23 protein-coding genes and 1 pseudogene are annotated in these 23,627 nt (G+C 64.3%); 12 read left to right on the top strand and 12 right to left on the bottom strand.

All coding sequences use genetic code 11. The features are described from left to right. Positions 1-13: 13 nt before the first annotated feature. From IVB42_RS11750 to IVB42_RS11735, 4 genes are all read right to left on the bottom strand, one after another. Positions 14-640, bottom strand: a complete 627-nt coding sequence (locus IVB42_RS11750) for a transglutaminase-like cysteine peptidase (RefSeq protein WP_026232931.1) — start codon at positions 638-640, stop codon at positions 14-16. A gap of 331 nt (positions 641-971) precedes the next feature. Next, positions 972-1,583, bottom strand: coding sequence for a PilZ domain-containing protein (locus tag IVB42_RS11745; protein ID WP_007602573.1), 612 nt, complete (start codon positions 1,581-1,583; stop codon positions 972-974). 68 nt (positions 1,584-1,651) lie between these two features. Beyond that, positions 1,652-2,818, bottom strand: coding sequence for an MFS transporter (locus IVB42_RS11740; RefSeq protein ID WP_247377286.1), 1,167 nt, complete (start codon positions 2,816-2,818; stop codon positions 1,652-1,654). Positions 2,819-2,870: 52 nt separating this feature from the next. Then, positions 2,871-4,118 carry an MFS transporter gene (locus IVB42_RS11735; RefSeq protein WP_245288415.1) on the bottom strand — a complete coding sequence of 416 codons (1,248 nt, stop codon included), beginning with the start codon at positions 4,116-4,118 and terminating at the stop codon, positions 2,871-2,873. Between the two features lie 250 nt (positions 4,119-4,368). On the opposite strand from IVB42_RS11735, the gene IVB42_RS11730 reads away from it, so the two are divergent. The 3 genes from IVB42_RS11730 to IVB42_RS11720 all read left to right on the top strand — a co-directional run bounded on the left by IVB42_RS11730 (position 4,369) and on the right by IVB42_RS11720 (position 6,689). Continuing rightward, positions 4,369-5,520: a zinc-binding dehydrogenase gene (locus IVB42_RS11730; RefSeq protein ID WP_247410743.1), complete on the top strand. Its 1,152-nt coding sequence runs from the start codon at positions 4,369-4,371 to the stop codon at positions 5,518-5,520. A gap of 113 nt (positions 5,521-5,633) precedes the next feature. Then, positions 5,634-6,062, top strand: a complete 429-nt coding sequence (locus IVB42_RS11725; RefSeq protein ID WP_247470201.1) for a VOC family protein — start codon at positions 5,634-5,636, stop codon at positions 6,060-6,062. Positions 6,063-6,176: 114 nt separating this feature from the next. Further along, positions 6,177-6,689 carry a hypothetical protein gene (locus tag IVB42_RS11720; RefSeq protein WP_085385015.1) on the top strand — a complete coding sequence of 171 codons (513 nt, stop codon included), beginning with the start codon at positions 6,177-6,179 and terminating at the stop codon, positions 6,687-6,689. Between the two features lie 37 nt (positions 6,690-6,726). Here IVB42_RS11720 and IVB42_RS11715 read toward each other — a convergent pair whose 3' ends face one another. Both IVB42_RS11715 and IVB42_RS11710 read right to left on the bottom strand, forming a co-directional pair. Next, on the bottom strand, positions 6,727-7,080 hold the full coding sequence (locus tag IVB42_RS11715; RefSeq protein WP_247470200.1) for a cupin domain-containing protein: 354 nt from the start codon (positions 7,078-7,080) through the stop codon (positions 6,727-6,729). A 52-nt stretch (positions 7,081-7,132) separates the two neighbouring features. Further along, entirely contained in the window at positions 7,133-7,873 is a 741-nt protein-coding gene (locus IVB42_RS11710; RefSeq protein ID WP_247470224.1) for a metallophosphoesterase family protein, read from the bottom strand. Between the two features lie 368 nt (positions 7,874-8,241). Here IVB42_RS11710 and IVB42_RS11705 point away from each other — a divergent pair, with 368 nt between their 5' ends. Continuing rightward, a complete protein-coding gene (locus IVB42_RS11705) occupies positions 8,242-10,239 on the top strand; it encodes a DEAD/DEAH box helicase (RefSeq protein WP_247470222.1) in 1,998 nt (665 codons plus the stop codon). A 65-nt stretch (positions 10,240-10,304) separates the two neighbouring features. Here IVB42_RS11705 and IVB42_RS11700 read toward each other — a convergent pair whose 3' ends face one another. Next, positions 10,305-10,814: a GNAT family N-acetyltransferase gene (locus tag IVB42_RS11700; protein WP_247335658.1), complete on the bottom strand. Its 510-nt coding sequence runs from the start codon at positions 10,812-10,814 to the stop codon at positions 10,305-10,307. A 145-nt stretch (positions 10,815-10,959) separates the two neighbouring features. Here IVB42_RS11700 and IVB42_RS11695 point away from each other — a divergent pair. Then, positions 10,960-11,345, top strand: a pseudogene (locus tag IVB42_RS11695) (hypothetical protein). A gap of 13 nt (positions 11,346-11,358) precedes the next feature. Here the strand turns inward: IVB42_RS11695 and IVB42_RS11690 are convergent. Continuing rightward, a complete protein-coding gene (locus tag IVB42_RS11690; RefSeq protein ID WP_247470199.1) occupies positions 11,359-11,913 on the bottom strand; it encodes a PAS domain-containing protein in 555 nt (184 codons plus the stop codon). 526 nt (positions 11,914-12,439) lie between these two features. Between IVB42_RS11690 and IVB42_RS11685 the strand changes: the two genes are divergently transcribed. Next, positions 12,440-13,216, top strand: a complete 777-nt coding sequence (locus tag IVB42_RS11685; protein WP_018455359.1) for a rhomboid family intramembrane serine protease — start codon at positions 12,440-12,442, stop codon at positions 13,214-13,216. Between the two features lie 189 nt (positions 13,217-13,405). After that, positions 13,406-13,834 (top strand): CBS domain-containing protein, encoded by a 429-nt coding sequence (locus tag IVB42_RS11680; RefSeq protein WP_085351136.1) that lies wholly within the window; start codon positions 13,406-13,408, stop codon positions 13,832-13,834. 16 nt (positions 13,835-13,850) lie between these two features. Here IVB42_RS11680 and IVB42_RS11675 read toward each other — a convergent pair whose 3' ends face one another. After that, complete coding sequence (locus IVB42_RS11675) at positions 13,851-14,891, bottom strand: patatin-like phospholipase family protein (RefSeq protein WP_085361736.1); 1,041 nt, start codon at positions 14,889-14,891, stop codon at positions 13,851-13,853. Positions 14,892-15,133: 242 nt separating this feature from the next. On the opposite strand from IVB42_RS11675, the gene IVB42_RS11670 reads away from it, so the two are divergent. The 3 genes from IVB42_RS11670 to IVB42_RS11660 all read left to right on the top strand — a co-directional run bounded on the left by IVB42_RS11670 (position 15,134) and on the right by IVB42_RS11660 (position 17,284). Continuing rightward, on the top strand, positions 15,134-16,207 hold the full coding sequence (locus IVB42_RS11670) for a hypothetical protein (protein WP_204511590.1): 1,074 nt from the start codon (positions 15,134-15,136) through the stop codon (positions 16,205-16,207). A 349-nt stretch (positions 16,208-16,556) separates the two neighbouring features. After that, complete coding sequence (locus IVB42_RS11665) at positions 16,557-16,796, top strand: hypothetical protein (RefSeq protein WP_247335666.1); 240 nt, start codon at positions 16,557-16,559, stop codon at positions 16,794-16,796. A gap of 65 nt (positions 16,797-16,861) precedes the next feature. Next, positions 16,862-17,284, top strand: a complete 423-nt coding sequence (locus IVB42_RS11660; protein WP_247335668.1) for a hypothetical protein — start codon at positions 16,862-16,864, stop codon at positions 17,282-17,284. A 390-nt stretch (positions 17,285-17,674) separates the two neighbouring features. Here IVB42_RS11660 and IVB42_RS11655 read toward each other — a convergent pair whose 3' ends face one another. The 3 genes from IVB42_RS11655 to thrS form a co-directional block, all read right to left on the bottom strand. Then, positions 17,675-18,943, bottom strand: a complete 1,269-nt coding sequence (locus IVB42_RS11655; protein ID WP_085351139.1) for a serine hydrolase domain-containing protein — start codon at positions 18,941-18,943, stop codon at positions 17,675-17,677. A gap of 63 nt (positions 18,944-19,006) precedes the next feature. Next, positions 19,007-19,570 (bottom strand): nitroreductase, encoded by a 564-nt coding sequence (locus tag IVB42_RS11650; RefSeq protein ID WP_247470198.1) that lies wholly within the window; start codon positions 19,568-19,570, stop codon positions 19,007-19,009. 93 nt (positions 19,571-19,663) lie between these two features. Continuing rightward, on the bottom strand, positions 19,664-21,745 hold the full coding sequence (thrS, locus tag IVB42_RS11645; RefSeq protein WP_247470197.1) for a threonine--tRNA ligase: 2,082 nt from the start codon (positions 21,743-21,745) through the stop codon (positions 19,664-19,666). A 186-nt stretch (positions 21,746-21,931) separates the two neighbouring features. Here thrS and IVB42_RS11640 point away from each other — a divergent pair, with 186 nt between their 5' ends. Beyond that, the gene (locus IVB42_RS11640; protein ID WP_247470196.1) at positions 21,932-23,104 is read left to right on the top strand and encodes an MFS transporter; all 1,173 of its coding nucleotides are present in this window, start codon (positions 21,932-21,934) and stop codon (positions 23,102-23,104) included. A 92-nt stretch (positions 23,105-23,196) separates the two neighbouring features. Next, entirely contained in the window at positions 23,197-23,586 is a 390-nt protein-coding gene (locus tag IVB42_RS11635) for a hypothetical protein (protein ID WP_247470195.1), read from the top strand. Positions 23,587-23,627 lie beyond the last annotated feature (41 nt).

Here is a 23,627-nt window from a genome sequence, read left to right as displayed (position 1 = left end):
CTTTCGTTTGTCTCTACTGATCCCTTGCGCTGGCGGTGGAGACCGCCGGCTTGGTGTCGCCGAGCGAGACCCAGACATTGGGATCGCTCTGCGACTGGCGCTTGACGAAGCGGTAGCCGGTCTCCGTCCAGGCAACGACGTTCTCGTTCTGATTGTCGAGAACGAACTCGCCCTTGTCGGTCTTCACCGTCAGCACCGCGTGTCCTTCGCCCTTCTTGTCGCGCACGACGGTGATGAGCAGGGCCTCGCGCGGCCATCCGGCATCGATCAGCATCTTGCGCTTCAACAGCACGTAGTCCTCGCAGTCGCCGTAACCGTCCGACGGCAGCGACCACTTTTCGATCACGCCCCAGTGCTCCTGGTCGGTCAAAGGCTTGACGGTCTCGTTGACCCAGCGATTGACCTTGACGAGGTCGCGCCATGCAGCCTGCGACATCACGATGTCACGCGGTTGCGTCGGTGCGCCCTGGCACTGAGCGGCATTGTCTGCACAGAACTCGACCCAGCCGATCGGCGCACGCGTGGTGTCGCCGAGGCTTGCGTAGAGCAGACGGCCTTCGCCGGCCTGCGCTGCCGCGCTCATTCCGAAGAGCATGGCGGCGAGCGCCAATCCCTTCCCCTGTCCCCTGAAATCAAACATTGCGGCCCCCGTTTCTTGTTGGGACCACATTGCGCAGGCAGCTTTTGAGTTGCCGCTAAGTCAGTCAAGTCAAGTCGAGACGAATGCAAGTAAAACACGCGGCGAATTCGATCTATACTTGAGTCAAATTTGAATAAAATTCGATATGACTGCAATTGATTCAAATTTTATGGATTAACGCGGAAACGCTAGCGGAACCGTTGTTTGCACGCTCCCGCAGCCTTCGCGTTAACCCGCGCGAGCCTCGACGCCACCCATGAAAAAGGCGGCGTCCGCATCGCGGAGGCCGCCTTCAGTACTGGAAATGCAGTGGTTTTGGTGCCTTCGCGCTTTACCGCGCGGTAACGCTCTCTTCGAGAGTTTCAATTGGCTGCGAATGCATGAACTCGAGCGCGAAGCCATCTTCGAGGTTTCGGACCACGCGGCCCTGCACCCGGCCGAGCAAAACCGTCGATTTCAGCGGGGGGCGGTTCTCCGCGGCGATGGCGGCGCCCGACAGCGAGAGGTCGATGATGCGGCAGGTCATCTTGGTGCCGTCCTCGAGCGTCAGCACCGCGATCGGATTGCGCGGCACGATACGATCGTGGCGGCGGTCTTCCGGCAGATTGAGGATGTCGCGGTTGGCGAGCCAGGTCAGCTGTGCCGCAAGCTTGTCGCGCTTTCGCGGCGTGGCACCGACCGTCATGGCGAAGCCATTGTCGATGATGCGGGTGATCTTGCCCTCGACGCGCCCGATATGGTCGAGATAGGCGACCACGCGGTCGCCGACATTGCCGATGCCGGGGGCCAGCAGTGCCAGCCCGCCCGGCGACATGTTGATCACCTGGCAGGGGAATTCACGGCGGTCCGGCAGCATGTAGCGGCCGAGCAGGTGAACCTTCACCCGCTGGAAACGCCGACGTTCCTCGGCGGCCGGAAGAAATTTTTTGTGCGCCAACGCCATTTTCACAACCCGACCCCCCGCCTGGCGGAGTCCGGGACGACCCTAAGGTGCACAGGGTTAATGCCGCGTTAGGATCGGGCGCGGCGATGACGAACAGACACAATGCGTTCGAAAAGCCACATCAGGGGCGGGCAGGCCAGCACTGTCAGCGCGCCGAGGTCAAGCGCGACCGCGGCCGTGCCGGCCGATTTGGCGAGCCGGCCCGCCACCGCCGGTCCCAGCATCATCGCGGCATAGAAGAGAGTGTAGAACACGCCCATCCCGATCGCCCTGGTTTCCCGCACGAGCACGCGGGCGGTCAGGCTCATGATCGGCCCGGCCGGATGGCCGCCGATCAGGCCGATCAGGACGAGGATCGTGATCACGGCGTCGGACCGGGTCAGCCAGGCCAGCAGCCCGGCCACCACCAGGCTGGCCACGATAGCCAGCACGAACGGCCGCTTGAAGCGATCGGCGAGATAACCGCCTGCCGGCACCGAGATCACCGACAGCCACATCACGAGGCTGATCGCCGATCCCGCCGCGGCAATGCTCCAGCCGCGCTCGGCGAGCAGCGAGGGGCCGAACGAGAAGATCATGGCGAAGCCGACATTATAGAGGCCCCAGATCGCGCCCGCGACGATCACCGCCAGAAGCGCGAGCGGATCAAGCCGCCCGGAGCCGGCCGCGCTGGCGGTTGCTCCCGGCGGTGCTTGGTAGAACGTGATCAGCACAATGCCGATCGCGGTGAGCGCGCCGGCCACGAGGAACACGGCGCCCGCGCCATAGGCCGTGCCGATCGCCGGCAGCACCAGCAGCGAGATCGCAACGCCGGCCGGCCAGGAGTTGACGAAGATCGCCATCGCGGTAGCGATCTCCTTCCCCGCAAACCAGTCGGTGCCCATCTTGGTGAGCTGCACGGTCAGCAGCACGCCGCCGGCGCCGGAGGCGAGCCGGCCCGCCATCTGCCAGCCCCAGACGTCGGTGGTGGCCATGACGAGACTGCCCGCCGTCATCAGCAGCAGCGCCACGATCGTGGTGGGCTTGTCGCCAAGCGTCCGGCCAATCGCGCCGCCCGGCAGCGCCAGCACGATGCCCGGTGTGAAATAGAGTCCGATCAGGATGCCGATATCGGCGAGCCCGACGCCGAAGCTCTGCTGCAGCAGCGGCGCGACCGCGGCTACGCTCTGGAACTGGAATGCGATGGTGAGGCGAACGACGAACAGGATCGCAAGTATGCCCCAGCGATTGCGCAACGCTTCATCTCCCCAAACCCTGTATCGAGCGTGCGGTGGGGAGACGCCGGAGTCAACCGGCCGTCTTCCTCGTCGCGCGCCCATAGAGAAGACATAGCAGTGCCAGCAGCACTGCGGCTGAGAGCCCGAGCGACCAGTGGATGCCGATCGCCGCACCGAACAGTCCGACCGTGATGCCGCTGAACGCCCGCATCCCAAGCCCCGCCATGTTGTAGAGGCCGACGACGCGACCGCGAATGTCGGACGGCGCGTTCAACTGCACCAGCGCCTGCGCCATGGTATTGAACGACAGCTCGAAGAAGCCTGCAAAGAACAACAGCACGATCGCGACCGGATAGATCCGCACCGAGGCGAAGCCGAGCAGCGCCACGCTCCACAGCATGGCGAGCATGATCGCGGTGCGCGGCGTGCCCTTGAGCCGCCCCCAGGATTCCAGCGCGATGCCGGCGAGCAGTGCGCCGGCGGCATCGGCCGCGAGCAGCACGCTGTAGGAGATTCCGGGATCGCCGTGGCCGAGATCGCCGGCAAAGCCCGGCATCTGGGCGTGATAGGCATTGCCGATCATGAAGGAGGTGAGGCCGGCGAGCCATGTCATCGCCGTCAGCACCGGCTGCGTGCCGATGGCGCGGATGGTCAGCATGATGTCGGCAAGGCCGCGCACGGCGAAGCGCCGCACGGCGACACTCTTGTCCCGCACCGGCGCCCAGAACAGCCACAGCAGCATCGGCAGATAGAACAGCGTGTTGAAGATAATGCCATGCGAGGTGCCGAGCGTCAGCATGATAATGCCGCCGACGGCAGGTCCGACCAAAATGCCGAGATAGCGCGCCATCGCATTCAGCCGCACCGCGCTCGGAAGATCGGCCGGACCGACGAGATCATAGAGCAGCAGCTGGTTCGGCGTCTGCCACAACACGCCGGCGCAGCCATGGATCACCAGCAGCAGCATGGCGTGCCACATCTCGATGGCGTCGGTGATGAAGAAGAAACCCCATCCAGCCGAGGCCACGATGAACAGCAGCATGCCGCATTGAATGATGCGGCGCGGATCGACCCGGTCCGCCAGCCCGCCAACCGCGACCGAGAACAGCAGGAACGGCAACCAGTGCGACAGCACGGCAAAACCCGCCAGCGCCGGCGAATGGAATTTCTGGAACACCACCCAATAGCTGATCACATGCTCGATATTGTCGGCCATCATCGCCAGCACGTAAGCGATGAACTGGAGCCGGTAGGGCACCGACCTCATCGCTGCGAACGAGCCGGACGCGACCACGGGATTTTGAGGGAGGGGGTTCAAGCGGGCACCTGGGGTGGGACTTTGGCGCCGTGCCTACACGTTCGCCGTCGAGCGCTCAAGGCACTTGGGTGTGTGGAGACCAGGGTCCCGTAGCCCGGATGAGCGAAGCGATATCCGGGAATGCTGGCCCCGCATGTCGCTTCGCTCATGCGGGTTACGAGACCGCGGCTTGGCACCACCGCGCATCTCACATACGCTTCGCTTCAGCCCGCACCAATCAATCATAACAGACGGGCAGCGAGGACACGCCATGGACCAGATCCGCGTCTGCACCCACGCAGGGCCGGGCAGCGAACCCGTCATTCGCACCGTGCCGTGGCCGAAGGTCGGCAAGAGGGCCGCGCTGATCAAGGTCGGCGCGTGCGGCGTCTGCGGCACGGACCTGCACATTCTGAAGGGGCATTGGCCGAAGCCGCTGCCGTGGCCGTTCACGCTCGGCCATGAGCTCGGCGGAATCATCGTCGAATGCGGCGACGAATTCACCGAGGACTTCATGAGCAAGCCGCTCAAGGTCGGATCAAAAGTGATGATCCCGCCGCTGATGCCCTGCGGCCGCTGCTATTACTGCATCCATTATCCCCAAGTCGCCAACAAGTGCCTGACGCCGGTCTATTACGGCCGCTATCTCGGCTTCGACAAAGCGCCTCACATGTGGGGCGGCTGGGCCGAATATGTCTATGTCGATCTCGACATGCTGCCGGGCACCAAGATCTACAAATTGCCTGACGACATGTCGCTGCGGCTGGGTGCGCTGTCGGAGCCGCTGACGTCCTGCATCCGCGCCTTCAACCGCGCCAGCCGCGCCGGCGGTTTCACCTGGGGCGACACGGTGGTGATCCAGGGCTCGGGTCCAATCGGCATTCTCGCGGTCGCCGCCGCGCAGGAGATGGGAGCAGGGCGCGTGATCTGCGTCGGTGCGCCGGAGGAGCCGCGGCTCAAGCTCGCGCGTGAGTTCGGCGCCGAGGCGACAGTGAACATCGAGGAACTGAAGTCAGCGCGGGACCGCATCGCCCGCGTGCGCGACATCGTCGGCGGCTTCGGCGCCGATCTGGTGATGGATTGCTCGGGTCACCCCTCCGCCGGCCCCGAAGGCGTCGAGATGCTGCGCGACGGTGGCACTTATGTCGAGATGGGCCAGTTCACCGACGCCGGCTCGATCGAGACTTCATGGCACCGCATCTGCACCAAGGATATCAACGTGCTGGGCTCCTGGGGTTTTACCGCCAACGATCTGCCGCTCGGCGTCGACATGCTCCATCGCACGGCGGGCAAATATCCCTGGCTGAAGATGCAAACGATCTATCCGTTCACGGAAGACGGCGTCGCGCAGGCGGTCAGGGATGCCATGGCGATGAAGACGGTGAAGTCGACGATCGTGCCGTGGCCGGAGCTGGTGGAGTGAGAAGTTCGTGGCCTGGATGGAGCGCAGCGCAATGCGGAATTCTCGCCGACAGCTCCCCGTATTCCGCTACGCTCCATACGGGCTACCCGCCGACGTTTGGAATGAAAGACTCGATGATGGAAGAACACACAACCGAACCAGGTCAGCGCTCCCGCTCCCCCTTCCGCGCCATCCGTGCGATCGACTACACCGTCATTTTCGTGCGCGACATGGCGGCGATGCGGCGCTTCTATGAAGACGTCCTCGCATTTCCGCTGCTGCGGGAGCTGTCGCCGAACTGGATCGAGTACGGCTTGGGCCCCAACACGCTGGCTCTCGCAAGGCCGGGCCGAACCGCGACTGACGCGCCGACGCCGGCGGGCAGTGCCGCGCTGCAACTGGCCTTCAAGGTATCCGCGGCCGAAGTCGATGCGTGTGCCGACGAACTCGCACGCCACGGCGTGGCGCTGCTGTCACCGCCGACGAACCAGTCGTTCGGGCATCGGACGCTGTTCTTCCGCGACCCCGACGGTAATCTTTTGGAGATCTATGCGGAGATCTGAACCGGGCAGCGGCGGGCCCGTACACGAAAAGTTCCATCGAAAATCCGCGAGTTATTCAAGCCGGGGTGAAACTTAGGCCCAGGTTACGGCTTTCAGTTCACGGGAGAGTTCATCGTGAAGCAGAACCTGAAGCCCCTGACCTACATCGCGGCCGCCATCTACTTCCTGGTGGATGCGGTCTTCATGGCCGTGGCGAGGCCAATCTCGCGCTGGATCGGGCGGCATCTCCAATTGAAGCGATTGCGGGGCTGGATCAGATCGCTGTCGCCTTATTGCTCGCTCGCCTTGTTTTCGGTACCCGTCATTATCCTGGAGCCGGTCAAGCCCGTGGCAGCCTATCTCGCGGCGACCGGGCAAATCGTGATGGGGGCCGTGACTTTTCTTGTCGGCGAACTGCTTAAGCTGGTGCTGGTCGAGCGCCTGTTCCATCTCACGCGCGACAAGCTGATGCGGATTCCGGCCTTCGCCTGGGCCTATGGGAAGTACTCCGAGGTGAAGGCGTGGCTGCAGGCAACCGACGCCTGGCGCGCCATCCGCGCACTGAGCCGCGCGGCCAGGGACACTCTTGTGCGGGCAAGAGCTAGACTGGTCGGCGGCTTCAGCAGCCTGGTGACCTCCAGGGATTAAGGCTGCAGGCATAGAGCTGCGCTGGGCGAGTTGCCATCTATGCGAGCTTGCGGTCCGCGGCGGTGGCCTTGTCGCCCGTGTTCGGCGTGCCGGTCGGCTCGATCAGCATGAGATGAACCTCCTCGCGCGCCACCGGGCGATGTTCGACACCTTTCGGCACCACGTAGAGTTCGCCCGGACCGAGCGTCACCGTCCGGTCCCGCAACTCGATATCCAGTCTGCCTTTCAGGACGAGAAAGAAATCGTCGGTGTCGTCATGCTTGTGCCAGGTGAATTCTCCCTTCACTTTCACCACCATCACGTCGCAATCGTTGAAGGTCGTGATCGTGCGTGGGCACCAGAAATCCCCAAATGTCGCGAGCTTGTCGGCAAGCGAGATTCCGTCGGCCATGTGTTCTCCCGTTCTTCCGTGCGGCTCGATTTGGGTCGAGCGATGCCAGCAGTTATTTGACATATCCCGACGATATGGCCCGCGCCCATTTCGGGTGGTCGTTGGCGAGGGCACGGGACGATGCGGCGTCCCAATCGTATTCGAGGGCCAAGAGTTCGGCCTGCCAGCCCCTTTGTCGCTTCGTGAGGATTGCATATCGCGCGTGCGGCGAGCGGTATTCCAGGTTTGCGGCAACGGGAATGTCTGCGAAGACCGGGCAACCAACGCTCCCTGGATTGAGAACCAGACAGTCATGAGGTCCGTGAACGACGGCCTGGCGGTGGCTATGACCACACAGCACCACGCGCGCCGTCGGCTCACTCGCGAGGCGCATTGCCAGCACGTCGCGGCGTGCCGGTACGAAGCGGCCGTCGTCGATCGTTTCTTCCAGCAGGCATGTCGTATCGTTGTCGGGCGTGCCGTGGCAGGCCAGGATCCCATCGTCCAGCCGTATTTGGGAAGGCAGGCTGTGGAGTGCGAGACGTTGCTCCGCAGTCAATGCGTTGCGCGCAAACAGACCTGCCGACGAGAGCTTGTCGTCCGGAAACTCCTCAATCCAGCGATCATGGTTTCCGCGTACGGTCGGCAGCGACAGCGCCTCGAGCGCTTCGAAAGTCTCTTTCGGCCACAACGGGCTGGTGACGCAATCGCCAAGGTTGACCGTACGATCGACGCCACGCGCCTTGATGTCGGCCAGCACCGCCTCGAGCGCGGCAAGGTTGCCGTGGATATCGGAAATGACTGCCAATCGCATCGTCGTGCTCCCTAGTCCAATCGGCCTGAGCTTAGCCCTGTTGTGCGTCTCCGGCAGCTCCAACCGCGCATAATTTAAGCGAGGTGGCCGTGAAAATCTGCAGCCTCGCCCCAAAATCCCGCTATATGCAGTAAAATGCCCCGAAAATGCTGGATGTAGCGGGTCGAGCTGGCCAGTGAGCTTATTCTCGGCATCACCAAAGCCATGCGTCATAGGCATGGTGATTTGCCCGCACTTGGCGTAAAGAGCGTCCAAATCAGATCACCACGCGTGCGGCTGGACCATTTGCCGCCTACGCAGCTTCAGGTCGCGCGGCTCGACGTTCCGCGCCTGGACCAACCAAGGTTTATCCCGTGTCTTTTCCGACCATGAGTGCGCCGCTCGCCCGAGCTTTGGCCGAGCGCAATTACGACCGTCCGACCCCCGTTCAGCTCGCCGTACTCACGGACGAGGCCGCTGACCGCGATCTCTTGGTTTCGGCACAGACCGGCTCCGGCAAGACCCTGGCCTATGGGCTGGCCATGGCCAAGGACCTGTTGGGCGACGCCGAGCGGTTCGAGCGGGCGGGTGCACCGCTTGCCCTGATCGTGGCGCCGACCCGCGAGCTTGCCTTGCAGGTCCATCGCGAGCTGGCCTGGCTGTACGAGCATGCGAGCGGGCGCGTCGTTTCCTGCGTCGGCGGCATGGACCCCAGGCGCGAGCAGCGCGAGCTTGCGGCCGGCGCTCATATCGTCGTCGGCACGCCCGGCCGGTTGTGCGATCATTTGCGCCGCGGCCGTCTCGACATCTCGGAATTGAAGGTAGTCGTGCTCGACGAGGCCGACGAGATGCTCAATCTCGGCTTTCGCGAGGACATGGAGTTCATCCTCAAGACCACGCCGGACACGCGCCGCACCCTGATGTTCTCGGCGACGTTCCCGCGCGGCATCGTCGCGCTGGCCAAGCAGTATCAACAGCGGGCGTTCCGGATCGAGGTCGCCGGCGACGAAGGCGGTCACGCCGATATCGAGTACCGCGCGATCCGGATCGCGCCCGGTGATGCCGAGCACGCCGTCGTCAACGTGTTGCGCTTCTACGAGGCGCCGAGCGCGCTGGTATTCTGCAGCACGCGCGACGGCGTCCGGCACTTGCAGGCGGCACTGCTGGAGCGCGGCTTCTCCGTGGTCGCTTTGTCAGGCGAATTGACGCAGAACGAGCGAACCACGGCGCTGCAGTCGCTGCGCGACGGACGCTCGCGCGTCTGCGTGGCGACCGACGTCGCCGCCCGGGGCATCGATCTGCCGAGCCTCGATCTCGTCATTCATGCCGACCTGCCCAACGACGCCGAGGTCATGCAGCATCGCTCCGGCCGCACCGGCCGCGCGGGCCGCAAGGGGACGAGCGTCATGCTGGTGCCGCCCGTGCGGCGGCGGCGTGCGGAAATGCTGCTGAACGTCTCGGGCATCGACGCGGTCTGGGGGACGGCGCCGCAGCCGGATGAGATCCGCAAGCTCGATCACGAGCGCATGAAGGACGTGCTGTTCACGGAGGAGACCACCGCCGACGATCTGGCGCTGGCGCAGGCGCTCTTGGCCGAGCGGTCGGCCGAGGAGATCGCCGCGTCACTTGCACGGCTCTATCGCGCGCGGCTGCCGTCGCCCGAAGACATCATGGAGCCCGTCGAGCGAGCTGGCCGGCCGCGCGAGGATCGCGGCCGCAACGATACGCGCGCGCCGCGCGACGATGTCCGCGCTTCGCGCGGCGATGATCGGACCGAAAGGGCTCGACCAAAAGCGGGAAAATCGTCGTCGAAACATGGCATGGCGGATGGCAGCGTCTGGTTCCGGGCCAACATCGGACGAAAAAAGAACGCGGAAGCGCGCTGGCTGTTGCCGATGATCTGCCGTCGTGGCGGCATCGACAAGAACGACATCGGCGCGATCAAGATCATGGACACCACGACCGAGTTCGAAATTTCCGAGCGGGTCGCGGAATCCTTCGCCGTGAAGATCAAGCGTCCGGACAAGGAAGACAATATCCGTCTCGAGCCGATGGCGGATGCGCCGCAACGGCAGGCGGCATCGGAAGAGCGGCCCCACGCGCCGCGGCGCGAGAGCGGCGACAACGATCATCGTGAACGCCAGGGCGAACGCGCGCGCGAGCCGAACGGGTTCAAACCGCAAGGCAAACCTCACGGCAAGCCACACGGTAAACCGCACGAAAAGCCGTACGGCGAACGCACACCGAAATTCGACGATGCTCCTTCCTTCGCAAAGAAGAAAAAGCACAAGAACAAGCCGGGCCACGCTGAGCCCTCGGTCACGTCGTGGTCTGAGAAGGGCGCCGCCGGGAAGAAGCCGAAGAATAAAAAGAAGCATCGCGCCTGACTGGCGCTGCCCAGCGCGGACGGCAATGATGCCGCCGGATTGCGCCGGCGGCATCGTCTCAGAAATCAGGTGTGAGCAGCGAGATCGCGCAGCATGTAGGTTGCGCTGTCGCCGTAGGTCGCGAGCTTTACCCGCAGCTCCGCATCCGCCGTGACCGGCCGAAAGCCGAGACGCTCCCACAGCGGCCGCGTGGCGTAGACCGACACCAATGCGAGCGTCGCGATTCCTGACGCGCGCGCGAGCTGTTCGGTCGCAACGACATAGTCGCGCGCGACGCCGCCGCGAAAGTCGGGCAGCACCGCGATGTCATGCAAATAGAGGCAATCCGCATCGCCGGGCAATTGCTCGAGGAAGCCGTCGAGCGGCGGAATCCGGTGCTGCATCCAGGGATGCGCCAGACCGTAGCCGACGATCCCGTCGTCCGCGACGATCACGCGGCAGCCATAGGGATAGAGCCGCATCTTTTCCGCAAGCACCTCGGGGCGTTCAGGCAGATCGGGATGGATTTGCGCTGCGATCTTGCTGATCGCCGGCAGATCGGAGGCGCGGGCGGGACGCCAATGCGGCTTGCTCATGTCGATCGGTCGTCCATCTCCATCATCCCAGTTTATTCCGATGCGACGAGGCTTGCAGCGAAAAATATCTTTGCCGCGATCTCAGGAATACGACGGCTCGCGCGGCGTCCTACCCATGCAAGCCCATTGCCTGACAGGAGAGACCATGACGTCATCGATCCGCCTCGCGCTCACGTCGCAATATCGCTGGCGCTGCTTCCCGCTGCCTTCGCGGCACCGCCGACCAAGACCGGCAAGACCGACAAAGGGAACGTGCTTACCGACGCCAAGGGCATGTCGCTCTATACTTTCGACAAGGATGCTGACAGCAAGTCGGCCTGCAATGGTCCGTGTGCGACCAACTGGCCGGTGCTGAAGGCCGAGGCGAGCGATGCCGCCGCCGACGGCTACACCGTCATCACGCGCGACGATGGCTCGAAGCAGTGGGCCTACAAGGGCAAGCCGCTCTACACCTTTGCCAAGGACACCAAGCCCGGCGACGTCACCGGCGACGGCTTTCTGAACGGCGCCTGGCATCTGGCGATGCCGTGAGCGCGGTGCACTGCTAGCGCAGCCCCTCATAGACCATCAGCCCGCGTGCGATCTGCAGCTTGCGGATCGCGCGCGGCAGCAGTTTTTCCGGCTGGTGCAGATAGCGCCAGGAGGTGAGGGCGAACGGGCCCAGCGCGCCGCATTCGTCGTCGAACGGCGCGAGCACGCCCGTCACGCTCACCGGTGTATGCGGGCGGGCGTTGAACGGCAGCAGCAGCAGCTCGAGATACGCCTTGCTGCCGTCCTCGCGCGCGGCGGTGACGCCGGCGATTGCCCCGAGGCTCTCATCGGCGACGATGGTCGTGATCTCCTCGATCTCGCGGCGGCTAGCCTCGTTGAACAGCGCCGCAAAGCTCGCATCCTTGAGGTCGCGCCCTGCGAGGGCGCAGACGCGCGTGCCGGCGACGCGGAACGGAAAGCCGAGCTGGGGCTCGCAGGACAGCACGAAGATGTCACCGAGCAGGCCGCGCACGGCGGCCGGATCGATATCGGCCCGGTCAGGGGCCCGCGCGGTGCCCCGCTTGGTGTCCCAATATGCGAAGAACTCGCGGCTCGACGGATGTTTCATGGCTGAACGCTTACCCCGGGGCGCAACCTCGCGGGACAAACCTGTCCCGCTTCAGTGCAGCCGCGATCCCTGTGTTGTTGTGCAGGAGGGGCTTTGCAGCGTCCATGCCGCAGCGGCATTTTCGGTGCTCCTGGCGCTGCCTTTGCGTCGTTAACGTTAAATTAACTATGCGCTTTCCGTGCACCGCCCCGCTGCTATGGTGATCGCGGTCGCAAGCCTCGCCGCTTTTCTCCAGGTTCTCGGCGAGGCCTGTACACAGGCGTCAAACAGTTTGGTCACCGGCCGCGGGGAGGGGTGGGGATACTCCCGTCTCTCTGGGTACCGGAAGTCCGACACGGATAGGCAGGGCTTTCCCAGGGCCCTGCCTTTTCCTTTTGTGCACTTGCGCAGCGCGGGCAAAGGCGACTATCTCCAAGGCCTGTCGTGAAGCCTGTCGCTCCGATCGCGCCTGAAAGCGAAGCCGCCCTTGGAATTCCCGCCAAATTCTCCGCCGCAAGATCCTTCGTCGCAAGATGCTTCGCTGGGGGTGCCGGCCGTCGTTGAGGAGGCTCCGCGCGAGCCGATCCTGACGCTGCCGTTCGCGCTGACCGCCTATATCCTCCTGCTCGCGGTGATCCATCTGCGGGTGCTGCTGCCGCCGGAGCTCGAGAACTGGACCATCGACGTCTTCGGCTTCATCCCCAAGCGCTACGATTCCTCGCTGCTCAATCTGGAGATCCCCGGCGGAGCCGGCGCCAAGGTCTGGACCTTCGTCACCTATTCGCTTCTGCATGCCAATCTCACCCATCTCGGCTTCAACGTGCTGTGGCTGTTGCCGTTCGGCAGCGCGCTGGCGCGGCGCTTTGGCGCCATCAGGTTCTTCCTGTTCCTCGCGGTGACGGCGGCGGCCGGCGCGCTCGCCCATCTCGTCACCCATGAGCACGCGGTGGCGCCGATGATCGGCGCCTCGGCCTCGGTGTCCGGCGCGATGGCGGCGGCGATCCGCTTCGCCTTCGTTCGCGGCAGCTTCCTGTCGTTCAGCCGATCGGATGCCGATACCGCCGCAAGAGTTCCGGCGCTGCCGCTGTCGCGCGCGTTGCGCGACGGGCGGGTGCTCGGTTTTCTTGCGGTGTGGTTCGGCGTCAACATCGTCTTCGGCGTCGGCGCGATTGGCGTCGACAGCGAGACCACGAGCGTCGCCTGGCAGGCGCATATCGGCGGCTTCCTTGCCGGCCTGTTGCTGTTCGCGCTGTTCGATCCGGTGCCGCGCGTGCGAAGTGATGCTGCGGATGCGTCATCACGGGACATTTCAGACCGCATTTGAAGCGGCGCTTGCGGCGCCGCCCGAATTCATCCATCATTCCCGAGAAGAATGTTCCGAAGCGACAGGCCGCTAGCGGCGATGCTTCGCAAAGCGCCTGAGCGTGAAACCGGCGCTGAAACTGTTAGTTGAAGACTCGAAGAACAAGTCCGGACCGCGAACAGCGGACGGTTGCGATTCAGGGAGGCGACAATGACGGTACGTTCGATTCTCAACACCAAGGGCCACCAGATCATGAGCGTCGAGCCCGACGCCAAGCTGGCTGCCGCGGTCAAACTGCTCGCCGACAAGAAGATCGGCGCGGTGCTGGTGATGAACCAGAGCCGGCTGGAAGGCATCCTGTCGGAGCGCGACATCGTCCGGGTGATCGGCGAGCGCGGCGCCGGCGCGCTGGAGGAGCCGGTCTCGCAGGTCATGACCCGCAAGGTGGTCACCTGCAAGGAGACCGACACGGTCGCCGAGCTCATGGAGATGATGACCACCGGCAAGTTCCGCCATCTGCCCGTGGTCGACAACGGCAAGGTGGTCGGCCTGATCTCGATCGGCGACATCGTCAAGCGTCGGGTGCAGGAATACGAGGCCGAGCAGGAAGCTCTGCGCGACTACATCAAGACTGCCTGATCAGTAGACCGCCTGATCAGGCCTGCTGGTCGGCTTTGGGCGCGGCGCCCTCAGGCGCGGGCGCCAGTTCGTGGATTGCCTCCTGGATGGACTCCAGCGCACGCTCGGCTGCGCGGGTGCCCAGCGCGATGAGGTCTTCGGAGCGGTGGAAATCGAACCAGCCGAATTGGCCGATCCGCGGTGTGATCAGCATGTCGGGCGGATCGCCGGCGAGGCGGGCCCGGGTGATACGGTCCTGCATGATGTTGAAAGCGTCGACCATCACCGAGGAGAGGCCGGGCCGGGCGCTGCCGCCGCCGAAGAACTCGCGCTTCACCGTCTTCTCAGGCGAGAAGAATCTCGGGAAGCGCCGCTTTGACGCCGGCTCTTCGGTCGCGGGGATCACCGGTTCAGGCATCGCGCCGTGCGAATAGACCGTCGTCGAATAGGTGAAGATGTCGCTGGAAAGATTTGCGGCGATGACGATTTCCGCGCCGAGCGCGCGGGCGGCCGAGACCGGCACCGGGTTCACCAATGCGCCGTCGACCAGCCAGCGATCGCCGATCAGGACCGGAGAGAAGATGCCGGGCAGCGCGTAGGAGGCGCGCATCGCGTCGACCACGCGGCCGCGCGTCAGCCAGATCTCGTGGCCGGTGCGGACCTCGGTCGCGACGGCGGCGAACTTGACCGGGAGATCCTCGATCTGGCTCTGGCCGCAGGCAGCCTCGAGCCGGGTCGCCAGCTTCTCGCCGCCGATCAGGCCGGAGCCGTTGAGGCGGATGTCGAGATAGCCGAGGATGTTGCGCATGCCTTGCAGGCTGCGGCCCCATTCTTCCAGCGTATCGAGCCGGCCGGCTGCATAGAGGCCGCCGACCACTGCGCCGATCGAGGTGCCGACCACGACGTCAGGCACGATTCCGTTGGCGAGCAGGGTCCTGATAATGCCGATATGAGCGAAGCCGCGCGCCGCGCCGCCGCCGAGGGCAAGGCCGATGACCGGCCGGCGGATGCTGCCCAAGCCGACTTTCTCGCCGACCTTATCGCTGTTCGAACCCCGACCCTTCAATATGTCCAGCACCGAAACTCTCCTACGCCGGGACCCGCCATCAGACTAGGCACCGCACTCGCGCTCCGCCAGAACCGGGCCGAAGCATGGTTTATGCCGGTTTGGGAAGCGCGCGGGGCAGGAGTATGGCGAGGGACGGGTGCCCCTGGGGTAATCACGCAGGCGTCAGCCGGGTTCCAAAGAACCGTATTGGCCGTATTTCTCGGGGATCCAGAGGCTTGAATTTGCCGCGTTTTCGGTGAAAAGCAGGTGGCATGACTCTCGGGGGTGACGGCATCATCGGATGGCGGCGCAGCACATCGCTGCTGCCGGTGCTGGTCCTTGCTGCTTGCCTCTATACTCTTGGCCAAAATGCTGCGCAGGCGCAGCTTTTCTCCGATCGTCCGCCGCCGGTGCCGCCCGCTTCGGTGCCCGATCCCGGCGGTGCCGTCAGTCTGGCGCCGCCCTCCGGCCCGGGTGCCGGACCGCCGAGCCTGCCGCCGACCCTGTTGCAGCCGACCACGCCCAGCATGCCGCCGCCCGCGGTCACGACTGTGCCATCCGCCCCGCCGCTCAACGCGGCGGTGCCCGGACAGGGCGTGCTGTCGCTGACCGCGAAATACGGCAAGGACACCCCGCCGATCACCAGCGGCCTGGTCTGGCGCGTGTTTGCCGATCGTCCCGACGAGAACGGCACCTTCAAGCTGATTCGCGAAGATCGTAATGCCACGCCAAACATCGTGTTGCCGCCCGGCAATTACGTCGTGCATGTCGCCTTTGGCCTCGTCAGCGCTGTGCGCACTGTCAGCCTGAAAGCCGAGACCGATCGGGAATCCTTCGTGCTGCCCGCCGGCGGCTTGCGCATCGAGGGCCGCGTCGGCACCAGCCGCATTCCGCAGAACCAGATCTCGTTCGCGATCTACAAGGGCAGCCAGTTCGAATCCGGCGAGCGCGCCTCCCTGGTGCCGAACGTCGCCGCCGGCGACGTCGTGCTGCTGCCGGAGGGCACCTACTACATCATCTCGAATTACGGCGACGCCAATTCGGTGGTGCGCTCGGACATCCGCGTTCAGGCCAGCAAGCTCACCGACGTCACCATCACCCACCGCGCTGCCGTCATTACGCTCAAGCTCGTCAGCGACAGGGGCGGCGAGGCGCTCGCCAACACCGCCTGGTCGGTGCTGACCCCGGGCGGCGACGTCATCAAGGAATCGATCGGCGCCTTTCCGCGCGTTGTGCTCTCAGAAGGCGAATACCGCGCCATCGCCAAGAACGAGGGCAAGGTCTACGAGCGCGGCTTCAATGTCGTCAACGGCGTCGACGGCGAAGTCGAGGTCGTCGCGCGGTAGTGCTTGAGCGGTGATGCCGCATGCGGCCCGACGCTGGTCTTCTTGCCTGGTGAACACTTCTCATTCAGCGCATGGATTCCCATATCTTATTACCGCCAGTCCCGTGTGCGAAAGCAGATGTTTTCCGCTGCTCCGCTGTTGCGATTGTTGGCGTTTCGATTTGAACAGCTCTGGCAGCGCTACCAAGCAGGACCGATCAACACCGGCACCGCCGGCTTATTCCAGCGGCGCCGCGACTTCCTCACAGCCGGTGCAAGATACCTATTTCCGATAATCAATTTTATTCGCTTTCCATCCTGCCGCGTTATATGTCGGACATCACTCCAACGGGGGAGGCCGGAGCAGGCTCGTGCGTCTGCGAGACGGCAAGGAGCAGGGGACCAAGCTCGTCGGCATGTTCGAAGTGATCCTCACCAGGCGTAAGCGGTTCGGCTGGCGGTGGCAGGTGTGCGACCAATCCGGCAAGAAATTTGCCGATGGCTTCGAGCGCACTCGGCCGTCCGCCAAATATCATGGCGAGCGCGCATTGTTCTTTCTGTTGTCGCAGGCCCATCTGCGCAACCGCTTGGCGACGTCCAGCGAGGACTAGTCGATAAGTCCCGTAGCCCGGGTGAGCGAAGCGATACCCAGGACAGCTCGTGGTCGGAATCCCGGATGTCGCTTCGCTCATCCGGGCTACAAGACCTTGCGTTGCCCGACGGGCAAAACACCCAAATTGTCGGTCAACGCGAGCCGCGAAAATATTCCGCTTTACCGAATTTCGGAAACGACGTATGTGTCGCCGCAACCCGGCCCAAGGAAGAGGGGCGTATCGCGATCGTCACGAACGCGGGCCGGACGGCGGTGGACGTTAGTCACATCGGCGCGATCGGCTTCGCAGGGCGGGCAACCGTGAGCGAAGGCCTCGCGCACACGACCGGTGTGATCGGCGTACGGCAAAATCGTGTGGTCCTGACGCCCGGGGTCTGTGCGTCAAGCGTTGCGGTGATGTGGGTTGCCCAACCGGGCGCACGCGTCAGCCATCCGCAAGGCGACGGGGGCAATAGTGCATCGCTCCCCGGGGAGAGCGCGACATAAGCCGTAAAGCCACTGCGCAGGGAAGGCCGGATGTTTTGGCTTCACCTGTATGCTGCTGTGCAATTTTGTTCACGACAATCTCGCACAGTGGACCGCGGGTGCCAGCCGGCACCCGGTCTTCCCTGCGCCCTCTTTCATTTGAGGGTAAGGCATCGAGGCAAAGCTCGGGCGAACAAGCCGCGAGGATGCGAAGGTGCGTCTGCGATCCGGAATGCGATGAAAGTGCGACGCTTCCACCCACAGACTCCGTCATTGCGAGCGCAGCGAACCAATCCAGAGTCTTTCCGCGTGGGCAGTCCGGATTGCTTCGCTGCGCTCGCAATGACGAGGATGATGGGAGTATACGCCGCCGAGATCGCAAAGCTGCTCGCCGATTTCGGCGAGCGAGATTCACGGACGGCGTAACTCGGACGGATAGCAGTCGTAGACCAGCGCCTTGAAGGCCGGCGTGATGCGGCTGCGCTCGTTCTGGGTCTGCTGCATCAGCAGGTAGACCATGTCGAGCTTGGGATCGACGCCGAAATAGGTGCCGCTGCCACTGTCCCATTTCAACTCGCCGAGCGAGCCCGGCGGCGGCGGTTTGGCGTTGCCGGGATCGGTCCGCACCGCGAGGCCATAGCCATAGCCGAAGCCGTCGCCCGGAAAATAGAAGTAATCGCGTCCGACGCCCGAGCCCGGCCCGACGTGATCGGTCGTCATGGCCTTGAAGGCAGCGGGGCTCAGATAGCGCTTGCCGTCGAACTCGCCGCCATTGAGCAGCATCTGCGCGAATCGCTGGTAGTCGGTGATGGTCGAGAGCAGCCCGCCGCCGCCGGACTGCCATTCGGGGTGATCGAGGCGCTCGCGCTCGGCGGCGAGCAGGATGTTGTCGTTCGGCAGCGGCCGCGCCATCCGCGCAAGCTCGTCCTCGGTCGCCAGCGCGAACTTGGTGCTGCTCATGCCGAGCGGATCGAAGATGCGCTGCTTGAGGAATTCGTACAGCGTCTGGCCCGAGATGATCTCGATGACGCTGCCGAGGACGTCAGTGGAATGACCGTAGCGCCACAGCGTTCCCGGTTGCCGTGCCAGCGGCAGCCTTGCGATGCGTTCGGCGAATTCCCTGTTGTTGAATTGACCTTCGAAGATATTGGCGGCCTTGTAGGCCTGCTCGACCCATTTGCCGCCGATGTAGTCGTAGCTGATGCCCGAGGTGTGCCGCAGCAGATCCTCGATGTTGACGGGACGGACCGGGGCCACGAGATCCAGGTGCAACGTGCCGTCGGGATTGGTGACCTCGAGGCCCACCTTGGTGTCGGCGAAGAGGGGAACGTATTTCGACACGGGGTCGGTGAGCGCGAGCTTGCCCTCGTCGATCAGCATCATCGCGCCAAGGCAGGTGATCGGCTTGGTCATCGAGTGGATGGCGAAGATCGTATCGGGCGTCATCGCGAGACCGGTCCTGGTGTCGCGCACGCCAATAGTCTTCAGATAGACCGGCTTGCCGTGCTGCTGGACCAGCACCACGGCGCCGGGCAGCCGGCCATTCGTCACCTCGTTGTCGAAATACGCTGTGATACGGTCGAGCCCGTCGGACGACGGCGCGGGGACGTCGGCGGCGCGGCTTCGCGCCATCGTGCCGGCCAGCAGCGCGGCTCCGACCAGAAATTCACGACGCTTCATCCGGGCTTCCTCCCTCACCGGGATCAAAGCCGCAAGACGTCGAAGGCGTCAACACGCCTTCGATTAAAATCGCGTCACGATTTCAGAAAGGACCGGTCGCGGACGGTCTTCGCTCGGCCTGGTCGGCTTGCCGATATGGACGAAGCCCGCGAGCTTCTCGTCCGGCTTGAGGCCGAGGTCATCCAGCACGTCGCGATCGAACGCGAACCAGCCGGTCAGCCAGCAGGCGCCGTAGCCGAGCGCCGCCGCGGCCGTGACGATGTTCATAACGCTGGCCCCGGCCGACAATTCCTGCTCGAAGGCCGGCACCTTCGGGTGCGGTTTGGTGAAGCTGACGATGCCGATCACCAGCGGCGCATCCGTGAGGCGTTTGCGCTCGGTCTCGACGTCGGCCGCCGGCGCGCCGGGATTCTTCCGGGCAAACACCTTCGCGATCACCTCGCCGGCGCGCTGGCGCGCATCGCCCTCGAAGATGATGAAGCGCCAGGGCGCGAGCTTGCCATGGTCGGGCACGCGCGCACCGATGGTGAGGATCGTCTCGAGCTCGGCCGGGGAGGGGCCAGGTCCGGACATCTCGCGCGGCTTGACCGAGCGGCGGGTCTTCAGGAGTTCGATGGCGTCGGGCACTGCGGTTTCCTCTTCGGCTGGTCGTCGGGCGTGCTATGCCGAGATAAGCATGCACGCCCGCAACCGAAAGCGAGTTTAGACCGATTTCAGATGTCAGGCCGCGCCGCGCGCCCGCTTCACATCCGGCGGGGTCGCTTCGTCGACGAGAGCGGCAAGCGCCTCCACTGTCGGCATCACGTTCTGCCCGTCGCTGCCGAGCCGGCGGATCGAGACCGACTGCGTCTCGGCCTCTTTCTTGCCGACCACGAGCAGTGCCGGAATCTTGGCGAGCGAATGCTCGCGGACCTTGTAGTTGATCTTTTCGTTGCGCAGGTCGATCTCGGCTCGAAGTCCCGCACGCCGGACCTGCTCCAGCACCTGCTTGGCATACTCGTCGGCTTCCGACGTGATGGTGGTGACCACCACCTGCACCGGCGACAGCCAGAGCGGGAAGTTGCCGGCATAGTGCTCGATCAGGATGCCGATGAAACGCTCCATCGAACCGCAGATCGCGCGGTGCACCATGACCGGCGGCTTCTTGCCGCTGTCGTGGTCGATGTAGAACGCACCGAACCGTTCCGGCAGGTTGAAGTCGACCTGCGTGGTGCCGCACTGCCAGTCGCGGCCGATGGCGTCGCGCAGCACATATTCGAACTTCGGTCCGTAGAAGGCGCCTTCGCCCGGATTGATCTCGGTCTTGATGTGATTGTTCTGCGACTGGATCTCGCGCAGCACCGTCGCCATCACGCGCTCGGCGTGATCCCACATCGCGTCGGTGCCGACGCGTTTCTCCGGCCGGGTCGACAGCTTCACAGTGAGATCGCCGGTGAAGCCGAAATCGGCATAGGTCGACAGGATCAGCTCGTTGATCTTCAGGCACTCGTCGGCGAGCTGATCCTCCATGCAGAAGATGTGCGCGTCATCCTGGGTGAAGCCGCGCACGCGCATCAATCCGTGCATCGCGCCGGACGGCTCGTAGCGGTGCACCACGCCGAACTCGGCGAGCCGCAGCGGCAGGTCGCGGTAGCTCTTCAGGCCATGCTTGAAGATCTGCACGTGGCCTGGGCAGTTCATCGGCTTCAGCGCGAACCAGCGCTTGTCTTCGGCCTCCTCGCCGGCCGACTGCGCCGCGAACATGTTCTCGCGGTACCAGCCCCAATGGCCGGAGGTCTCCCACAGCGACTTGTCGAGGATCTGGGGGGCGTTGACCTCGCTATAGTCACCGGCCAGGCGGCGTCGCATATAGGCGATCAGCTGCTGGAAGATGGTCCAGCCCTTGGCGTGCCAGAACACGACGCCCGGACCTTCCTCCTGGAAATGGAAGAGGTCGAGCTCGCGCCCGAGCTTGCGATGGTCGCGCTTTTCCGCTTCCTCGATCTGCTTCAGATAAGCGTCGAGGTCCTCCTGCTTGGCGAATGCCGTGCCGTAGATGCGGGTCAGCATCGGGTTGTTGCTGTCGCCGCGCCAATAGGCGCCGGCCACCTTCATCAGCTTGAAGGCGTTGCCGATCTTACCGGTCGATGTCATGTGCGGGCCGCGGCAGAGATCGAACCAGTCGCCCTGGTAATAGATCTTGATCGGCTCGTTGCCGGGAATGGCATCGACCAGCTCGACCTTGAACGCCTCGCCCTTGTCGCGGAACACCTGTTTGGTCTTTTCGCGATCCCAAACCTCCTTCGTAAAAGGCTTGTCGCGCGCGATGAGCTCGCGCATCTTCTTCTCGATCGCGGCAAAGTCTTCCGGCGTGAACGGCTCGTTGCGGAAGAAATCGTAATAGAAGCCGTTCTCGATCACGGGGCCGATGGTGACCTGCGTGCCCGGCCACAGCGTCTGCACGGCTTCGGCCAGCACGTGGGCGCAGTCATGGCGGATCAGCTCGAGCGCGCGCGGATCGTCCCGGTTGATCAGCTCGATCCTGGCATCGGCTTCGATGGGATCGTCGAGGTCGGAGACCACGCCGTCGAGCGCCATCGCGACCGTACGCTTGGCCAGCGACGGCGAAATTCCCTTGGCGAGTTCGAGGCCGGTGATGCTCTTGGCGTATTCGCGCCGGGCGCCGTCGGGGAAGGTGAGGGTGATTTTTTCCGGTGGGGTCACGGGTCTCAAATTGCTGAGGCTGTACTGGAAGCCGGATTCGGATTTGGGCTGCTCGGACTTGGATTGGTCCTTGGATGGGTCCTTGGGCTGGTCGGTCATGGCATGTCTCCTGAGGCTCACTCCTGCGAACGAGCGCAGGTAAGCGGGAACGAGCGATATATCAGGCGAGTCGGCCTGCGCAATCCGGCATTTCCAAGAAACCGGCGCGCAAAAGCGGAGGCGCTGCACGAACTATTCCGGGCAACGCCCTTTAACTGGTCGCAAGGCGGCTCTACATGCGTTTGCATGGAAAATGCACGCGCCGGCCGTTTCGCGCCAACCGCCCTGATGCTCGGCAATCTCGTCACCGGCTGCTCAGTACTGGCGCCGGCGGGCATGCTGCCGGAATTGGCGACGGGGCTCGACGTCAGCATCCATGCGGCTGCGCTCCTGATCACCTTCGGGGCTGTCATCCTCTGCATCGGCTCGCCGCTGACGGCCTGGCTCACCAGCCGGATCGAGCGCCGGGCGTTACTCACCACGACGCTGGCGGTGCTCGCTTTTGGCAATCTGGCCTCGGCCTTTGCGCCCGACTATGCGAGCCTCCTCGTCATCCGCCTGGTGATGCTCGCGGTCGGCGCGCTTTACACGCCGCAGGCCGCCGGTACGGCGGCGTTGATCGTGCCGGTGGAGCGTCGCGGCAGCACGATTGCCTACATCTTCCTCGGCTGGTCGCTCGCTGCCGCCGTCGGCCTGCCGCTGATCACCTTCATCGCCAGCCGCTATGGCTGGCGCGCGGCTTATGGCGGAATCGGCGCGCTCGGTTGCGTCAGCTTCTTGCTGTTGCTGATGCGGCTGCCGGGGGGCTTGAAGGGGACGCCGGTGGATCTCAACACCTGGAGCGCGGTCGGTCGCAACAGAACGATCCTGCTTCTGCTTGCGATCACGATGTTGCAGATGTCCGGGCAGTTCGTGGTGTTCACCTTCATGGGGCCGCTGCTCAACAAGCTGACCGGCGCAGGGCCCAATGCGATCGGCCTGGTGTTCGCTCTCTATGGCGTCTGCGGCTTCCTCGGCGTTGTCATCGCGACCCGCATCGTCGACACCTCGGGACCCTATCACACCTCGCTGCTGTTCACCTGCCTGCTGCTTGCAGGAATCACGGGCTGGGCACTCGGCGCCGGCACGCTCGCGTTGATGGCGGGTGCGGTCGCGATCTGGGGCCTCGGTTTTGCCTCGACCAATTCGATGCAGCAGGTGCGGCTGGTCTCGGCCGCACCGTCGCTGGCATCGGCGACCGTCGCACTCAACACCTCCGTCCTTTATATCGGCCAGGCGGTCGGCTCTGCCGTCGGCGGACTGCTGTTCGCCCGCGAGCTCCTGCATACGCTCGGCTTCGTCGCAGTCGGTTTGGTGGTGGTGGCGCTGATCCTGGTCGTCCTGACCCGGCCCCGGCCGGCAACAGCCGCCCCGGCCTGAACGGAAGCGTGCCTGTGTGCGCAAGGTGCTTGGCAAACCGCGCGCCGGGAGGCTAGAAGGCCGGTCATGGGGACCAAAGAGGGTTGACTGAGATGAGGATGATTCTGGCGATTGCCGCGGTGCTCTATTCAGCTTCCGCTTTCGCGCAAGCCGACAAGCCACCAATGATCGGGGACAAGCCGTTGGTGCAGGTCAAGCCCAAAGGGACCAAGGCGGGCACCAAGGAGGCTGCGGCCAAGCCGGCTGCCGCGCCGAAGGGCAAGCCACAATCCATCGCGGCGCGGCTGCAGGCTTGCCTGGAGCTCGATGACGGCACCAAGGACCGGCTCAATTGCTACGACGCCGTGATCCCGCCGACGCCAAAGCCGAAGCCGGCCAAGGCCAAGGGCTACGCCGATTGCCGTTTCTTCAAGGAAGAGGACGAGCGGCTGGCCTGCTTCAACGGCTTTGCCGAAAGCATTCCGAAGCTGCCAAAGACCTGAGGCAGATCAGGGCCTGCGACAGTTACAGGCCCACCTAGCCA

The sequence above is a fragment of the Bradyrhizobium sp. 45 genome (assembly GCF_023073155.1).
GTDB classification, from domain to species: Bacteria; Pseudomonadota; Alphaproteobacteria; order Rhizobiales; family Xanthobacteraceae; genus Bradyrhizobium; species Bradyrhizobium canariense_D.
The sequence above is the reverse complement of the archived record's forward strand: the minus strand, read 5'-3'. Positions and strand labels throughout refer to the sequence as shown.

What these genes read in the sequence shown, in the direction of transcription:
- IVB42_RS11750 (WP_026232931.1), bottom strand. Translation starts at nt 640, where the DNA reads ATGTTTGATTTCAGGGGACAGGGGAAGGGATTGGCGCTCGCCGCCATG.
- IVB42_RS11745 (WP_007602573.1), bottom strand. Translation starts at nt 1,583, where the DNA reads ATGGCGTTGGCGCACAAAAAATTTCTTCCGGCCGCCGAGGAACGTCGG.
- IVB42_RS11730 (WP_247410743.1), top strand. Translation starts at nt 4,369, where the DNA reads ATGGACCAGATCCGCGTCTGCACCCACGCAGGGCCGGGCAGCGAACCC.
- IVB42_RS11725 (WP_247470201.1), top strand. Translation starts at nt 5,634, where the DNA reads ATGATGGAAGAACACACAACCGAACCAGGTCAGCGCTCCCGCTCCCCC.
- IVB42_RS11715 (WP_247470200.1), bottom strand. Translation starts at nt 7,080, where the DNA reads ATGGCCGACGGAATCTCGCTTGCCGACAAGCTCGCGACATTTGGGGAT.
- IVB42_RS11710 (WP_247470224.1), bottom strand. Translation starts at nt 7,873, where the DNA reads ATGCGATTGGCAGTCATTTCCGATATCCACGGCAACCTTGCCGCGCTC.
- IVB42_RS11705 (WP_247470222.1), top strand. Translation starts at nt 8,242, where the DNA reads ATGAGTGCGCCGCTCGCCCGAGCTTTGGCCGAGCGCAATTACGACCGT.
- IVB42_RS11700 (WP_247335658.1), bottom strand. Translation starts at nt 10,814, where the DNA reads ATGAGCAAGCCGCATTGGCGTCCCGCCCGCGCCTCCGATCTGCCGGCG.
- IVB42_RS11690 (WP_247470199.1), bottom strand. Translation starts at nt 11,913, where the DNA reads ATGAAACATCCGTCGAGCCGCGAGTTCTTCGCATATTGGGACACCAAG.
- IVB42_RS11680 (WP_085351136.1), top strand. Translation starts at nt 13,406, where the DNA reads ATGACGGTACGTTCGATTCTCAACACCAAGGGCCACCAGATCATGAGC.
- IVB42_RS11670 (WP_204511590.1), top strand. Translation starts at nt 15,134, where the DNA reads ATGACTCTCGGGGGTGACGGCATCATCGGATGGCGGCGCAGCACATCG.
- IVB42_RS11660 (WP_247335668.1), top strand. Translation starts at nt 16,862, where the DNA reads ATGTCGCTTCGCTCATCCGGGCTACAAGACCTTGCGTTGCCCGACGGG.
- IVB42_RS11655 (WP_085351139.1), bottom strand. Translation starts at nt 18,943, where the DNA reads ATGAAGCGTCGTGAATTTCTGGTCGGAGCCGCGCTGCTGGCCGGCACG.
- thrS (WP_247470197.1), bottom strand. Translation starts at nt 21,745, where the DNA reads ATGACCGACCAGCCCAAGGACCCATCCAAGGACCAATCCAAGTCCGAG.
- IVB42_RS11640 (WP_247470196.1), top strand. Translation starts at nt 21,932, where the DNA reads ATGGAAAATGCACGCGCCGGCCGTTTCGCGCCAACCGCCCTGATGCTC.
- IVB42_RS11635 (WP_247470195.1), top strand. Translation starts at nt 23,197, where the DNA reads ATGAGGATGATTCTGGCGATTGCCGCGGTGCTCTATTCAGCTTCCGCT.